This window comes from Ruegeria atlantica (assembly GCF_947495585.1).
In the GTDB taxonomy this organism is placed as follows: domain Bacteria; phylum Pseudomonadota; class Alphaproteobacteria; order Rhodobacterales; family Rhodobacteraceae; genus Ruegeria; species Ruegeria atlantica_G.
Genome location: NZ_CANLZK010000012.1, coordinates 61,187 through 75,268, shown reverse-complemented (window position 1 = coordinate 75,268; position 14,082 = coordinate 61,187). Strand labels below are relative to the sequence as shown.

The window sequence follows — 14,082 nt, the reverse complement described above, 5'->3', positions numbered from 1 at the left end:
TTGACGAACACAGGCCGAGTGTATCACTCACAAGGCTCAAACTACCTGAAAAGGATGATCCCATGATCCCGTCCGTTCTGCCGACCTATAACCGCGCGCCCCTGACTTTCGTGAAGGGTGAAGGCGCCTGGCTGACCGAGGCGGATGGCCGACGTTTTCTGGACCTGGGTGCCGGGATCGCCGTGAATGCGCTGGGCCATGCCCATCCTGCACTGGTCAATGCCCTGACCGAGCAGGCGCACGCGCTGTGGCATGTTTCAAACCTTTACCACATCCCACAGCAGCAGGCGCTGGCCGATAAACTGGTCGAGCACACCTTTGCCGATACTGTGTTCTTCACAAACTCGGGCACCGAGTCTTGCGAACTGGCGGTCAAGATGGCCCGCAAGTATTTCTATGACAAGGATCAGCCCGAACGGGTCGAGATAATCACTTTTGACGGCTCGTTCCACGGCCGGTCGTCGGCTGGTATTGCCGCTGCCGGGTCTGAGAAAATGACCAAGGGTTTCGGCCCACTGCTGCCGGGCTTTGTTCATGTCACATTTGGCGACCTCGATGGCGTCACCAATGCGATCACCGATAAAACCGCCGCGATCATGATCGAACCCGTGCAGGGCGAGGGCGGCATCCGTCCCGTCCCAGACGCGGAGCTCAAAGCCTTGCGCCAGATTTGCGATGACAACGGCCTGCTTTTGATCCTCGATGAGGTGCAATGTGGAGTAGGTCGTACCGGCAAGCTGTTCGCCCATGAATGGGCTGGAATTACCCCGGACATCATGATGGTCGCCAAAGGCATCGGCGGTGGCTTCCCTCTAGGGGCGGTTCTGGCCACGGAAGACGCCGCCAGCGGTATGACGGCAGGCACGCATGGCTCTACCTATGGCGGCAACCCGCTGGGCTGTGCCGTGGGCTGCGCCGTTATTGATCAGGTGGCAACGCCTGCATTCCTAGAGGGCGTCAACCGCAAGGCCGGGATGCTGCGCCAGAAGCTCGAAGGGCTAATCGCCGAGCACCCGGAGGTCTTCGAAGAAGTGCGCGGAACAGGACTGATGCTGGGCCTGAAGTGCAAAGCGCCCAATATCGATATGGTCAACGCCGGCTATGATAATGAGGTCATTACCGTCCCCGCAGCCGATAACGTGATCCGCCTGCTTCCGCCGCTGACATTGACCGAGGATGACATCGCCCAAGCCGTGATCCGCCTCGACAAAGCCGCTGCGAAGGTCGAAGAGTCAATGGCCTCGGCCTAAGACACACCCGAATGAAAAGTGAACTGAAATGAACCATTTCCTCGATATCCATAAAACCGACGCGGGCGATCTGCGGACCATGATTGATCAAGCGGGCGCTATGAAACAGGCGCGCCTGGGCCGCCCAAAGGCAGCACTTGATGACGAACAGCCTCTGAAGGATCGCATGGTTGCGCTGATCTTCGAAAAACCGTCTACCAGAACGCGCGTGTCATTTGACGTAGGCGTGCGCCAGATGGGCGGGCAAACCATGGTGCTGTCCGGGAAGGACATGCAACTGGGCCACGGCGAAACCATCGCCGACACCGCCCGCGTCCTGTCGCGCTATGTCGACATGATCATGATCCGGACCTTCGATGAGACCATTCTGACCGAGATGTCTGAATACTCGGACGTGCCAGTCATCAACGGCCTGACGGATCGCACCCATCCCTGCCAGATCATGGCGGATGTGCTGACGTTTGAGGAACACCGCGGTCCGATTGCGGGCAAGAAAGTAGTCTGGACCGGCGACGGCAACAATGTTTGCGCGTCGTTCCTGCATGCCGCGGGGCAGTTCGGGTTTGATTTCACCTTCACCGGCCCGGCCCAGCTTGATCCGGAAGAAGAGTTTATGGGGCTTGCCCGTCAAAAAGGCTCGAAAATCGTGGTCGAACGAGATCCGTACAAAGCGGTTGAGGGTGCCGATCTGGTGGTCGCTGATACCTGGGTCTCAATGCACGATTCTCAGTCCGCCAAGGAGCGTCGCCACAACATGCTGCGCCCCTATCAGGTCAACGCCGAGCTGATGTCCCACGCAAAACCGGACGCGCTGTTCATGCACTGCTTGCCTGCCCACCGCGAAGAAGAAGCGACATCCGAAGTGATGGACGGCCCCAACTCGGTCATCTTCGACGAGGCCGAAAACCGTCTGCACGCGCAAAAGGCTGTAATGCGCTGGTGTCTGGGCGTCTGAACGGATTCCATCATGCCCCATGTCACATTGGAGTTTTCGAAAGGCATAGAGCAGGTCCATGATGTTCAGGCAATTTGCGATCAGCTATTTGCCTTGCTGGCTGAACATCGTGAATTCGACGCTGAAACGATAAAAATCCGCGCCATTCCGGTAGAATACTACCGTATTGGCACTGATCCCCAGAGCTTTGTCCACGCCGCGCTTCTACTGATGCAGGGTCGGGACGAGGCGATGCGTAGTGAGCTTAATGCCGCCATTCTTAAGGTTCTGTCGGCAGCCTTGCCCGAGGTTGGCAGCCTCACAGTGCAAGACGTTCAGATGAACCGCGCTTCCTACGCGAAACGGTTGGCCGGGCCATAGCCAGTGTTCGGTTGTCATAGATCCTGTGTTGTTCAGCTGGGTCGCCTGATATCCCAAATCCGCAATTTGGCGAGCGTCGCGACGCTCGCCAACACGACCAAACCGCATAACGCCCATTTGGTCGTGACCTCCATTGTACCTTCAATCAGCAGGGCATGCACCACACTGCCGATGATGGTTATGGTGGCAAGGCCCCCGTGCCCCAACCTCCAGACGCGAAACCTTAAGCCAAGGTGCTTGCGAAAAAGACCCAGAAACGCGGCTCCGAACGCGGCCCACATCGCAATCACACCCCAAGCCGAAAACGGTGTCGGTGAAACAAATAACAGAGCGTCAATAACGTCGGGCGGGCTGGTGATCCACAAACCACCGACATGGATCAGAATGGCTGCAACTAATGCTAGCCCACACCATCTATGCCAATGGCGGCTGGCAACCGGGGTCAGCCCCGGCAACAAACGGCCCGCAAGTAGCGGCTGCATCAACAGCAGACACATTGAAATAACACCGGCAAACCCGGCGGTGATGTAGATCGGTTCACGCCATGCCAGCTGAGGGCTCGCCGCAGCCGCGATAATCGGTGCGGCCATGGCAAGGATCACAAAGGTCCAGATTACTAGGCTTCGACGCACTGTGGTTAGGCAGGCTGCAGAACGAAATGCGCGGCCAAGGTTTTGTCCTTGGAGCTGCCCATAATTGGGCGCAGGAAAACCGTTTCGAATTCACCACTGTCATAAGCTAGATGGCCGTGTGGCTGGCCAAAGGCGGGTACGATTTGTGGCATCTCCAGTCGGAACTCTCCATTGGCATCGGTCAGAGTTGCGCCGTGGCTCTGCGGATCGCGTTCGTGGCCTTCTGTCGTATGCGCCCAGATCTGGATGCGCTGACCGGGCAGGGGGGCGCCGTCCCCGGCGCGTCGCACTGTTCCGGTCATCCAGAACCCGCCGCCGCCAATCCGGTCAACGATGGGCGCGCCGGGACGGTAATTGTTGGACCCTCCGCGCATGGATGCGGTGGGGGCCACACCACTTGCGCGCGCTGGCACCAAAAAGCCTGTCGCACCCGTTGCCAGAACAGCCCCAGACGCCAAAACCAAAGAACGACGAGAGAACGTAAGACCAGGCATGCAAACCTCTCTTTTCAAGTGTTTCACCACGCCTCGACAATGCCGGGCATCCTTTCAGCGGAAAGATAGCACGATTGTTTCAGTTTCCGAGGGGTCGCGCGGCGGGGGGTGACAAATTGTGAATTCCTTTGACCGTGCCCCCGCGCGGGTGCCATCCTGAAATCCGTCAGTTCGGGGAGTCCTGCAATATGATTGTCGAAGACGTTGTCTCAGACGAAGAAATCAAGGCGTTCAAGCGCGACGGTGCGGTTGTGCTGCGCTCCAGGTTCTCAGAGGATTGGCTGGCACTTTTGCGAGACGGCATCGACGCGGATTTGGCCCGCCCAACCGATAATTTCACCCGCCATACCAAGGACCCTCGCGCACCTGCCTATTTCGAGGACTACTGGGCTTGGAATAAAATCCCGCAATTCACGCAATTCGTTCACAACTCACCTTGTGCTCCGCTTGCCGCACAGTTGCTGGGTGCACTATCGATCAATCTTGTCATGGACAACTGGTTCCTGCGCGAGGCTGGATCAATTTCGCGTCCACCGTTTCATCAGGACCTGTCCTATTTCGACTTCGAAGGCACGATGTGCGTCCTGTGGTTGCCGCTTGAGCCGGTTACCAAAGAAAACGGTATCGCCTTCGTCAAAGGCTCGCATCTGTGGGACAAGCTGTTCATGCGGGTCAGGTTCGCCGACGGGCATCCCAGCTACGAACCCACCGAGGTTGCGGGGCTGACCTATCACCCGCCGCCAGACGTCAATGCCGATCCGGGCGCTTTCGATCTTTTGCAATGGGATATGAATCTGGGCGACTGCATCTTCTTCGACATGCGCACCTTGCACGGTGGGCTGTCATCAGTCACCCCAACGGAAACCGTACGCCGTTTTACGCTGAGGATGACCGCTCCGGATGGCAGGCTCCGGTATCGGGGGGATTGGGCCAAGGATGAACGGGCGCAGTTCGAAGCCGAAGGATATCGCGAAGGTGATCGAATTGATGGGGCGTTTTTCCCGCAGCTTTGGCCGCGCCGTGCCTGATGTATGGTCCGGGTTCGCACCCGTTCTGTGCGTTTCTGCAAATTGAAAGGCGAGTATGTCAGGCCTTACCTACATCAGTGAACCGAATGAACTGATCGCGGGAGAGCAGGCATGAGTTGGAATCCTACCCAAAACCCCGAGAATTCGCCTCTGGAGACACTGATCATCCCTCGTGCCCGTGATCTGGGCGGTTTCGAGGTGCGGCGCGCGTTGCCCTCGCTCAAACGTCAGCTTGTTGGACCGTTTATCTTTTTTGATCAGGTGGGCCCCGCCGAGTTCATCACCGACGGTGGCATCGACGTACGGCCGCACCCTCATATCGGATTGGGTACAGTGACCTATCTGTATCAGGGCGAGTTCGAGCATCGCGACAGCCTTGGCACCCATCAGATGATCTATCCCGGTGAGGTCAATTGGATGGTGGCTGGCCGCGGCGTGACCCATTCGGAACGTACCAGTGAAGAAACGCGGGCTAAGCGGCACAGCCTGTTCGGTGTTCAGACTTGGATTGCACTGCCTGAGGTGTACGAGGACATGGCCCCGGATTTTGAGCACCACAAGCAGGGCGCGCTGCCGCATATCCAAGACAACGGCGTCAGCGCGCGGCTAATCCTTGGTTCGGCTTATGGCGAAACAAGCCCGGTGACGATGCCGTCGGAAACCTTCTATCTGGACGTGCAACTTGAACCCGGCGCCGCCTTTCCATTGCCCGACGACCACGAAGATCGCGGGGTTTATGTCATTCAGGGATCGGTTGAGATTGCGGGCGACACGTTCGAAGAAGGTCGCATGATGGTGTTCCGCCCGGGCGATCGCCTTTCGGTCAAGGCGGGTCCGTTTGGCGCGCGGTTGATGCTGCTGGGCGGAGCCACATTGAATGAGGGTCGCTATATCTGGTGGAATTTCGTGTCCTCTTCGAAAGAAAAAATCGAAAACGCCACCCGCGAATGGAAAGCCGCCGATTGGGCCAACGGTGCCTTCCACCTGCCCCCCGGCGATGATCAGGAGTTCATTCCGATTTCAGACGAGTTGGAGCGCACAAGCCCAAGACGGGCGCGTTAACCAGACGTCAGGGGGCCTTGTCCGAACTTGCGATACCGGCAATCCTCGCCTCAACGGGAGGGTTGCCATGAAGATCGTAATCGCAGGCGCGGGCAGCATTGGATGTTATTGCGGAGCCTTTTTGGCTGATGCCGGTCACTCGGTCACGCTGTTGGGTCGCCCACGCATTCTGGACCCAGTCCGCGAGAAGGGCCTGAGCGTCACTGATTTTTCCGGTCTGCATCTTCATGTGGCGGCCGAGACGCTGACGATGTCCGAAAGCCCCGATTGCCTGAAAGATGCGGAGTTGGTGATTGTTGCCGTCAAGGCCGCGGCCACGGGGGATATGGCAGAACAGATTGCGCGGTTCGCGCCGGCCTCTGCGCCAGTGTTGTCCTGGCAGAACGGGATGGAAAATGCCCGGGTGCTGCGGGCAGCGCTTCCGGATCATGACGTTCGCGCGGGAATGGTGCCCTTCAACGTCGTGCCGCCCCAGCCCGCGAGCTTTCACCGCGCCACTTCCGGCAATATCGTGATCCAGTCCGGCCCCGGCAATCTGGGGAAAGTGCTCAGCTCGCCCAACCTGCCGGTGATCGAAAGCGACGACATCGAATCTGTGCAATGGGGTAAGCTGGTCATCAACCTGAACAATGCACTGAACGCGTTGTCGGGGCTGACGTTGAAGGATCAATTGCTGGATCACAGGTGGCGTCGCCTGATGGCCGACCAGATGGCCGAGGCTTTGCGGGTACTTCAGGCCGCAGGCCACCCTGTTGCTTCAACCACGCCTTTGCCCGCTTGGACGACGCCGCATATCCTGCGTCTGCCAACGCCATTGTTCACCCGGATCGCGGCCCGGATGCTGACCATCGACCCAAGCGCGCGCACGTCGATGGCCTATGATCTCATGGCGGGGCGCCTGACGGAAATCGACAGTCTGCAAGGGGAGATTGTCCGACTGGGCAAGCAACATAGGCGGCCTGCGCCGATTTGCGCTAGGGTACAGGCTCTGATCGAACAGAAGCCGGATGTAAGTCTATCACCGGATCAGATCTTCCCGTGACCTGACCACATTCAGGTGAACGCAGTCAAAATCCAGAAGATAACGGCTGACATTGTAGCCGCCGCTGGGACGGTAATAACCCAGGCGGCAATAATGGTCATGAAATGCGACCGCCGCACCAGCTTGCGCCGCCGCTGCTCTTCACGGGCCAGCCGCAACTCGGGCGGACGGCGATCATTACTTTGCTTGCGTCGGCGATCCTGATTCCATTCACGGTAAAATCCGACGCCGAACACCGCACCCACCGCGATGTGGGTCGAGCTGACCGGCAACCCAAGCCAGCTTGCAACGATCACTGTGATCGCCGCCGACAATGCGACACAGAATGCGCGCATCGGGTTCAGTTTGGTGATCTGGCTACCCACCATCCGGATCAGCTTGGGGCCAAACAGGAACAGGCCGAACGAAATCCCAAAGGCCCCGATCACCATCACCCATGTCGGGATCGTAACTTTAGAAGCAAAATCGCCAAATTCAGCGGCGTGCACAATCGCGGCCAGCGGGCCGACAGCATTGGCGACGTCGTTGGCACCATGTGCAAAGCTCAGAAAACCGGCTGAGATGACCAGAGGCAACCCAAACAAAACTTTCAGAGATTTGGTGCGGTTTTCCAGCCCTTCGGATTTGCGGCGAACCCAAGGCACGGTCACGGCCCAAGCCAAAATGCCCGAGGTCAATCCGATCAGTAGCGCGATTTCCAGATCGATTTTCACGATCCGCTTCAGGCCTTTGACAGAGAGATAGGTGGCAAATGCACCGGCCATAACAGCCACCAGAATAGGCACCCAGCGACGGGCCGCGGCAATTTTGTCGTCTTGATACTGAATTTTCGCCTTGATCAGCGCTAGAAATCCGGCAGCAATCGCGCCGCCCAGAACCGGAGAGATCACCCAGCTGGCTGCAATCGCGCTCATCGTGCCCCAGCTAACCGCGCTGAGACCTGCTGCAGCGATACCAGCCCCCATCACCCCGCCCACGACCGAATGCGTTGTGGAAACGGGTGCGCCGACCCATGTTGCCAGGTTGACCCACATCGCCGATGAGATCAGCGCCGCCATCATCGCCCAGATAAAGACCGAGCTATTTTGGACTGAGGCAGGGTCGATGATGCCCTTGGAGATGGTCGAGACCACGTCTCCGCCCGCCAGCAGGGCCCCCGCGCTTTCCGCGACTGCGGCGATGGCAATTGCCCCACCCATGGTCAGGGCGTTAGCACCGACCGCAGGGCCCATGTTGTTGGCAACGTCGTTGGCGCCGATGTTGATTGCCATATAGGCACCAAAACCGGCAGCCGCGATGACGATCAGCCCACCGTCTGCCCGACCGAATAGTATCGCAGCAATCAATCCGGCAATGACTATGAAGGCCAGCGCGATGCCCGGCGCAAGCAGCGGCCGCGCCACGTGCACGTTCGCATGCTCAAGGCGGGAAATTCGGTGCAGATCGCTGTCCAGGGCTTGCCAGCGGTTTTTATTGTTCGTGTTCGACATCGGTTTTCTGTGGGTGATACGGTTTAACCGGCGCGGTTAACGGTTGCCCGGTCTTGTGGCAACCGGCCTCACAGAAGTTTGTTGCGAAAGCGTTACATTTGCCGCAGCATTTCGCGCAGTTCCGGCTCTTGTACCAGCTCTGCGGCCTCTTTCGGCGAAAACCAGCACCGTTCACGTTCGCTGACCTCGGGGAATTCCTCGGCCAGATCTTTGACATCTATGCGATACACATTGGTGCGCACGGGTTGGGCCGTACCGTCATCCAGGATCTTGTCATAGGTGAAATGGCCCACTGCCTTGCGGCCCAGGTGTTTCACTTTCACACCGGCTTCTTCCCAAGCTTCTTCTTTGGCAGTCTCGGCCCCGTCCATGCCGTCAATCGGCCATCCCTTTGGGATGACCCAACGGCCTGTGCCACGGCTGGTGATCAACAGAACTTTTTTGTCGTCGCCGGTTCCGCGCACGCACAAGGCTGCAAACTGTACCCTGTGTGGGCGTTGAAAGAAGGGTTTGCCAACTTCTTCCCAGATATTGTTCAGCCAAGATGCCATCGATTAAGTGCCAGTACTTTTCTTAGGTTCAAGGAAAAGTGACATAACAACTATAAACCGGGGCTTCAATGCATCTATTGAACGAACGCATTTACTGAAGCAAACGAACGTCAGGTCCGCCGCTTGGCCCGCAAGGTTGGATCGGCCTGCGTCGGATCCTCGGGCCAGGGGTGTTTGGGATATTGCGCGCGCATATCCTTGCGCACATCCGCGTAAGATCCGGCCCAAAATCCCGGCAGATCGCGCGTGATCTGGATGGGTCGCCGCGCAGGGGACAGCAGAGTGATCTTGAGCGCCTCGCCCCCGATAGCCGGATGCCGGGTGACACCGAACAGTTCCTGCAGGCGGACTGATATCTCGGGCACCGCGCCGCCATAATCAATTGGCACCTTGCGGCCCAGTGGTGTTTCAAACGATCCCGGCGCGCGACGGTCCAATTCCTGCGTTTGGGCCCAGTCCAGCCGCGCGCGCAGGGCAGGCAGCAGGTCGAACTTTTTCCAGTCGTCTGCACTGCGCTGACTTGACAACATGGGCAGCAGCCAGTCGTCCAGAGCGGCCATCAGCCCGCCCAATGAAAAGTCCGGCAGGTCGATCCCTTCGGCGCGTACTAGTTCCACCCGTGCCGCCAATCGTGCTGCGGCCCCGTCCAGTCGCAATCCTAGATCACGCACTCCGTCCAGCATGGCGCGGGCGATGGCCTCGTCCGGCGCGTCCTTCCAGATACGGTCATCCAGAGTGATCGCGCCAAGGCGTTCCTGCGTGCGCGCAATGACCCGGCGTTCGCGTTTCGACCACGCGCAGCTGTCTACCCATTCGATCTGATCCGCGAACAGGTCCCGGATTTCACGCTCTGAGATTTGTGCGGCCATGCGCACCTTGGCCTCGCGCGGGTTTCCGTCCGTATCTGTCACCACAAGATACGGCGCGGCCGCCAATGTGTCACCGCTGTCCAACACGACGCCCTTGCCGCCGGACAGAACGTAACGCGGCACATCGCCTTTGCGGCGTTGCCCAATGCGATCGGGATAGGCCAATGCGGCCATCGCGGCTGGGCTCAGGTCTGTCTTGCTGCTTCGTGTTTTCAGCCGCTTGCTCTCGGCTTTGATCCGTTCCAACGCGCCCATGTTGATCTGCCACACCCGGTTGCGTTGAAAGGCGCGGGTATCACGCAAAGCATCAAGCCGCAGCAATAGATCTACCGGAGCGCCCTTTAGCGGATCACGTTCCGCCATCAGCGCTGCCAGCGGAGCGGCGCTGGTCCCGGCCGTCACCAGCATATGCCCCAGCCGAGGATGCAGGGGTAGCGAAGCCAAGGCCCGTCCGTGGTCGGTGATCCGCCCTTTTGCATCCAACGCACCCAGCATGTTCAGCAATGTGCGGGCCTCGGCCATCGTTCCTTCGGGTGGTGGTGTCAAAAAGGCCAGGTCATCCGGTTCGGCCCCCCAAAGCGCCAGTTCCAGCGCAAGGCCCGTCAGGTCGGCGGCTTCGATTTCGGCAGGGGGGTAGGCGGCCAGCGCGCCTTCTTCACCTTTGGACCAAAGCCGGTAACACACGCCCTCGGCCACGCGCCCAGCACGACCTGCGCGTTGGGTTGCTTCGGCCCGCGTCACCCGTTCCGTGACCAGCCGCGACATGCCAGAGCCCGGATCGAACCGCGCCCGGCGCGCCTGACCCATATCCACAACCACGCGGATGTCGGGAATAGTTAGAGAGGTTTCGGCGATTGACGTCGCGAGCACGACCTTGCGCCCTGTCTCGGCTGGCGAGATCGCTGCGCGCTGGGCGGCAAAGGGCATTGCGCCGAACAGGGGTCTAACTGCGCAATCGCCAGGCAACCGTTTGGATAGCGCGGCCTCGGCCCTGCGGATTTCGCCCTCGCCGGGCAGAAACACGAGCATGCCGCCTTCGGTTTCACGCTCGGCCTTGGCGACCAGATCTATTAGCGCATCCAGTCGTCGCGCCTGTGCACCCAGTGGCCGGTCCAGCCAACGTGTTTCAACCGGGTAACTGCGCCCTTCGGACGTCACCACCGGCGCGTCCATCAGTTGGCCGACCGGTTCGGCGTCGAGTGTGGCGGACATCGCCAGCAGGATCAGGTCATCGCGTAGTGCGCCCGTAACCTCAAGGCACAAGGCAAGCCCGAGGTCAGCGTTCAAAGATCGTTCGTGAAACTCGTCAAAAATCACAGCGCCGACGCCCGGCAGATCCGGTTCAGATTGCAGCATTCGGGTCAGAATACCTTCGGTCACCACTTCTATGCGGGTTGTTTTTGAGGTTTTCGCATCGCCCCGCACGCGGTAACCGACGGTTTCACCCGCACGTTGTCCCAGTGTTTCAGCCATCCGCTCTGCCGCGGCCCGCGCAGCAAGCCTGCGGGGTTCGAGCATAATGATCTTGCCATTGCACAACCCGGCCTCAAGCATCGCCAGAGGTACCCGCGTTGTCTTGCCCGCGCCCGGAGGGGCTTGCAAAACGGCCCGGCCATTGGCTTTCAGGGCGTCAAGCAAATCGGGAATGGGGTCATCGATGGGCAGGCGTGTTGTCATTGGCGCTTTATCAGCCAACCACGGCGCAACGTCCAGTTCCGCTGTTTCCCAATGACGATGATCGCGCCGCTGCGGCCTAGAGCCAGCGGCGGTCCGGTCAAAGAGGATCAACAGCAACACATAGGTGCGAAATGCAGGTATCGGGCAGGTTTCCTGCGCGGTCCGGTCTGGACAAACCACCCGTCGGGGCGGCAAGTAGTCGTGCCGCAAAAGATCGGGGTCGGAATGGATATGGACAGCCTAGGTGATAAGATTTTGAACGGAGACCGGCGTGCGCTGGCCCGGGCAATCACTCTGGTCGAAAGTGGTCGCGCCGATCATCGGGCACAGGCGTCTGAATTGCTGGCGCATTTGGCCAAAGCCGGGCGGCAATCCCTGCGCGTTGGGTTGTCCGGTACTCCGGGGGTGGGCAAATCCACCTTTATCGAAAGCTTTGGCATGATGCTGATCGAGCAGGGCCTGCGCGTTGCGGTCTTGGCTGTCGACCCCAGCTCGACCCGTTCAGGTGGTTCTATTCTGGGCGACAAAACCCGGATGGAGCGGCTGAGTCGTGAGAAGAACGCCTTTATCCGTCCGTCTCCCAGCCAATCCCATTTGGGCGGCGTGGCCCGCCGCACCCGCGAGGCGATTGCCCTGTGCGAGGCGGCAGGGTTCGACGTGGTGCTGATTGAAACTGTAGGAGTCGGGCAGTCCGAGACCGTCGTTTCCGAAATGTCGGATCTGTTCCTTCTGTTGCTTGCGCCTGCGGGCGGGGATGAGTTGCAGGGGGTTAAACGCGGAATCATGGAAATGGCCGACATGATCCTTGTGAACAAGGCGGATGGAGATCTGAAAGCCACGGCCACCCGCACCTGTGCTGACTACGCGGGGGCTTTGCGCCTGCTGCGAAAACGCCCGCAGGACCCCGAGGGTTTTCCCAAGGCGATGACTGTTTCCGCGGTCGAGGAACATGGGCTTGACCAAGCCTGGGACGAAATGACCACTCTGTCAGGCTGGCGGCGTGAAAACGGCCATTGGGATGGCAACCGCGCGGCGCAGGCGCGGTTCTGGTTCGATCAAGAAGTGCGATACGCGCTGCTATCTCGGTTGGATACGCCGACCGCCCGCGCAGAAATGGATCGCCTTGGATCCGATGTTGGCGCAGGCAATCTTAGCCCGACGGCGGCTGCGGAACGAATGCTTAGTGTCCTAGCAACACACTAGACGCCTTTTAGCGTCAGAGGTGGAGGGTGCGCCAAAATCATGTATTATGGGCAAAGATACAATTTCTGATTGTGCTGCTTCGAGGGGAAGTCGATAGTCTCGATGGTGCGCAAGTCAACAAATGAACGCGTCGGAGATAGCCGTGCATGCCCAATATTCGTGGGACAAATGGTGACGACGATATCGAAGTCACCGGCGACGAAGGTACGCTGAACGGTACGCCCCAGGGCACGCCCATTGATGATATTCGCGCCCGTGGCGGCGACGATGAGATTACGATTGTAAGCAGTACTATTTCCGGGAGTGTACGCGGCAACGCCGGAAACGATGAAATCACCGTGTTCAACGCCCAGATCGATGGGCAGATCAATGCGGGTCGCGATGCGGATACCGTCACGGTTTTTGACGTAGGCGTCGGCAATATCCGTTTGGGGCAGGGCAATGACACCCTGAACTTTATCCGAACCCAAGTCACCGGGGATGTTCAGGGCGGCGGCGGGCAGGACGCGCTGAACCTTCCGGTGGGCACAGTTGTAACCGACGCAAATTTCGGAACGTTCACCGTTGTTGTCGGGCAATCCTATTCGCTGTCCAGCGGCAGCTTCGAATTGCCCTCGGGGATCGTGGTCAACTATAGCGGGTTTGAATCCGGCACAGGTTTCTTGTGCTTTACCCGTGATACAGTAATTCAGGCGCAACGTGGTCCGGTCCTTATTCAGGATCTTAGGCAGGGGGATATGATCCCAACGCAGGGCAACGGGATGCAGCCGATCCGTTGGATCGGGCGCCGCAAATTTGACTCAGTGGCATTGGCAGGCGATCCGAAACGTCGCCCCGTCCGCATATTGGCAGGCGCGCTGGGCAACGGTTTGCCCAAACGGGATCTGCTGGTGTCACGGCAGCACAGAATGCTGGTGCAGTCGAAAATTGCAGAACGGATGTTTGGCGAGCCCGAAGTTTTGATTCCAGCGATAAAACTGACCGCGCTGCCAGGGATATTCGTCGATGATACGGTGAACAGTGTCGAATATTACCACCTGCTTTTTGACAGGCACGAGGTTATCTTTGCCGAAAACGCCCCAAGCGAAAGCCTGTTTACCGGGCCTGAGGCGCTCAAGACCCTTAGCCTGGAAGCCCGACGTGAAATATTCGATATCTTTCCGGAATTGGCGGATATGAACCACAATCCCAACCCGGCCCGGTACATCCCCAAAGGCCCCCAACAAGCGCGCCTCGTGGCTCGGCACCTGAAGAATGAAAAGCCACTGCTGCAGGGCTATGACGTATAGGGAAATGCCCCTTGGATGTTTAAATCCCCAAAAAAGCAGTTATGTAGAACCCGCCCTGAATACGTGACTGAATGAAATAACCCGATCAGGCAGGCGATTTTGGTCAAAAAAGGGCAGTTGAAGAATGCAGCAATGTAGGATTTTTGATGGAAATCGACTACGTGCCACGCTTTTCAATCC

General features: G+C 58.9%; 13 protein-coding genes. 8 read left to right on the top strand and 5 right to left on the bottom strand.

The genetic code is table 11. The features are described 5' to 3' along the window. Positions 1-62: 62 nt before the first annotated feature. From QMP16_RS18060 to QMP16_RS18050, 3 genes are read left to right on the top strand one after another with little or no spacing between them, the layout of a single operon-like run. Positions 63-1,250: an aspartate aminotransferase family protein gene (locus QMP16_RS18060; protein ID WP_282153512.1), complete on the top strand. Its 1,188-nt coding sequence runs from the start codon at positions 63-65 to the stop codon at positions 1,248-1,250. Between the two features lie 28 nt (positions 1,251-1,278). Then, positions 1,279-2,205, top strand: a complete 927-nt coding sequence (argF, locus tag QMP16_RS18055) for an ornithine carbamoyltransferase (RefSeq protein WP_058272227.1) — start codon at positions 1,279-1,281, stop codon at positions 2,203-2,205. 12 nt (positions 2,206-2,217) lie between these two features. Further along, positions 2,218-2,565: a 5-carboxymethyl-2-hydroxymuconate Delta-isomerase gene (locus QMP16_RS18050; RefSeq protein ID WP_282153511.1), complete on the top strand. Its 348-nt coding sequence runs from the start codon at positions 2,218-2,220 to the stop codon at positions 2,563-2,565. Positions 2,566-2,597: 32 nt separating this feature from the next. Here the strand turns inward: QMP16_RS18050 and QMP16_RS18045 are convergent, their stop codons facing one another. Further along, positions 2,598-3,155, bottom strand: a complete 558-nt coding sequence (locus QMP16_RS18045) for a ferric reductase-like transmembrane domain-containing protein (RefSeq protein WP_282153572.1) — start codon at positions 3,153-3,155, stop codon at positions 2,598-2,600. A 47-nt stretch (positions 3,156-3,202) separates the two neighbouring features. Beyond that, positions 3,203-3,691 carry a hypothetical protein gene (locus QMP16_RS18040; protein WP_058272225.1) on the bottom strand — a complete coding sequence of 163 codons (489 nt, stop codon included), beginning with the start codon at positions 3,689-3,691 and terminating at the stop codon, positions 3,203-3,205. A 188-nt stretch (positions 3,692-3,879) separates the two neighbouring features. Here QMP16_RS18040 and QMP16_RS18035 point away from each other — a divergent pair, with 188 nt between their 5' ends. The 3 genes from QMP16_RS18035 to QMP16_RS18025 all read left to right on the top strand — a co-directional run bounded on the left by QMP16_RS18035 (position 3,880) and on the right by QMP16_RS18025 (position 6,823). Then, entirely contained in the window at positions 3,880-4,719 is an 840-nt protein-coding gene (locus QMP16_RS18035; protein WP_282153510.1) for a phytanoyl-CoA dioxygenase family protein, read from the top strand. Between the two features lie 111 nt (positions 4,720-4,830). Further along, positions 4,831-5,781 (top strand): pirin family protein, encoded by a 951-nt coding sequence (locus tag QMP16_RS18030; protein ID WP_282153509.1) that lies wholly within the window; start codon positions 4,831-4,833, stop codon positions 5,779-5,781. 67 nt (positions 5,782-5,848) lie between these two features. Then, the gene (locus QMP16_RS18025) at positions 5,849-6,823 is read left to right on the top strand and encodes a 2-dehydropantoate 2-reductase (RefSeq protein WP_282153508.1); all 975 of its coding nucleotides are present in this window, start codon (positions 5,849-5,851) and stop codon (positions 6,821-6,823) included. Positions 6,824-6,834: 11 nt separating this feature from the next. On the opposite strand, the gene QMP16_RS18020 is transcribed toward QMP16_RS18025, so the two are convergent. The 3 genes from QMP16_RS18020 to hrpB form a co-directional block, all read right to left on the bottom strand. Further along, complete coding sequence (locus tag QMP16_RS18020; RefSeq protein ID WP_282153507.1) at positions 6,835-8,313, bottom strand: inorganic phosphate transporter; 1,479 nt, start codon at positions 8,311-8,313, stop codon at positions 6,835-6,837. Positions 8,314-8,405: 92 nt separating this feature from the next. Further along, positions 8,406-8,864: an NUDIX hydrolase gene (locus QMP16_RS18015; RefSeq protein WP_282153506.1), complete on the bottom strand. Its 459-nt coding sequence runs from the start codon at positions 8,862-8,864 to the stop codon at positions 8,406-8,408. Between the two features lie 110 nt (positions 8,865-8,974). Continuing rightward, positions 8,975-11,410: an ATP-dependent helicase HrpB gene (gene hrpB, locus QMP16_RS18010; protein WP_282153505.1), complete on the bottom strand. Its 2,436-nt coding sequence runs from the start codon at positions 11,408-11,410 to the stop codon at positions 8,975-8,977. Positions 11,411-11,635: 225 nt separating this feature from the next. Between hrpB and meaB the strand changes: the two genes are divergently transcribed. Then, positions 11,636-12,613: a methylmalonyl Co-A mutase-associated GTPase MeaB gene (gene meaB / locus QMP16_RS18005; protein ID WP_282153571.1), complete on the top strand. Its 978-nt coding sequence runs from the start codon at positions 11,636-11,638 to the stop codon at positions 12,611-12,613. A gap of 146 nt (positions 12,614-12,759) precedes the next feature. Then, the gene (locus tag QMP16_RS18000; protein WP_282153504.1) at positions 12,760-13,902 is read left to right on the top strand and encodes a Hint domain-containing protein; all 1,143 of its coding nucleotides are present in this window, start codon (positions 12,760-12,762) and stop codon (positions 13,900-13,902) included. Positions 13,903-14,082: the final 180 nt, after the last annotated feature.

What these genes read in the sequence shown, in the direction of transcription:
- QMP16_RS18045 (WP_282153572.1), bottom strand. Translation starts at nt 3,155, where the DNA reads ATGGCCGCACCGATTATCGCGGCTGCGGCGAGCCCTCAGCTGGCATGG.
- meaB (WP_282153571.1), top strand. Translation starts at nt 11,636, where the DNA reads ATGGATATGGACAGCCTAGGTGATAAGATTTTGAACGGAGACCGGCGT.
- QMP16_RS18035 (WP_282153510.1), top strand. Translation starts at nt 3,880, where the DNA reads ATGATTGTCGAAGACGTTGTCTCAGACGAAGAAATCAAGGCGTTCAAG.
- QMP16_RS18020 (WP_282153507.1), bottom strand. Translation starts at nt 8,313, where the DNA reads ATGTCGAACACGAACAATAAAAACCGCTGGCAAGCCCTGGACAGCGAT.
- QMP16_RS18025 (WP_282153508.1), top strand. Translation starts at nt 5,849, where the DNA reads ATGAAGATCGTAATCGCAGGCGCGGGCAGCATTGGATGTTATTGCGGA.
- argF (WP_058272227.1), top strand. Translation starts at nt 1,279, where the DNA reads ATGAACCATTTCCTCGATATCCATAAAACCGACGCGGGCGATCTGCGG.
- hrpB (WP_282153505.1), bottom strand. Translation starts at nt 11,410, where the DNA reads ATGACAACACGCCTGCCCATCGATGACCCCATTCCCGATTTGCTTGAC.
- QMP16_RS18030 (WP_282153509.1), top strand. Translation starts at nt 4,831, where the DNA reads ATGAGTTGGAATCCTACCCAAAACCCCGAGAATTCGCCTCTGGAGACA.
- QMP16_RS18050 (WP_282153511.1), top strand. Translation starts at nt 2,218, where the DNA reads ATGCCCCATGTCACATTGGAGTTTTCGAAAGGCATAGAGCAGGTCCAT.
- QMP16_RS18000 (WP_282153504.1), top strand. Translation starts at nt 12,760, where the DNA reads ATGCCCAATATTCGTGGGACAAATGGTGACGACGATATCGAAGTCACC.
- QMP16_RS18060 (WP_282153512.1), top strand. Translation starts at nt 63, where the DNA reads ATGATCCCGTCCGTTCTGCCGACCTATAACCGCGCGCCCCTGACTTTC.
- QMP16_RS18015 (WP_282153506.1), bottom strand. Translation starts at nt 8,864, where the DNA reads ATGGCATCTTGGCTGAACAATATCTGGGAAGAAGTTGGCAAACCCTTC.
- QMP16_RS18040 (WP_058272225.1), bottom strand. Translation starts at nt 3,691, where the DNA reads ATGCCTGGTCTTACGTTCTCTCGTCGTTCTTTGGTTTTGGCGTCTGGG.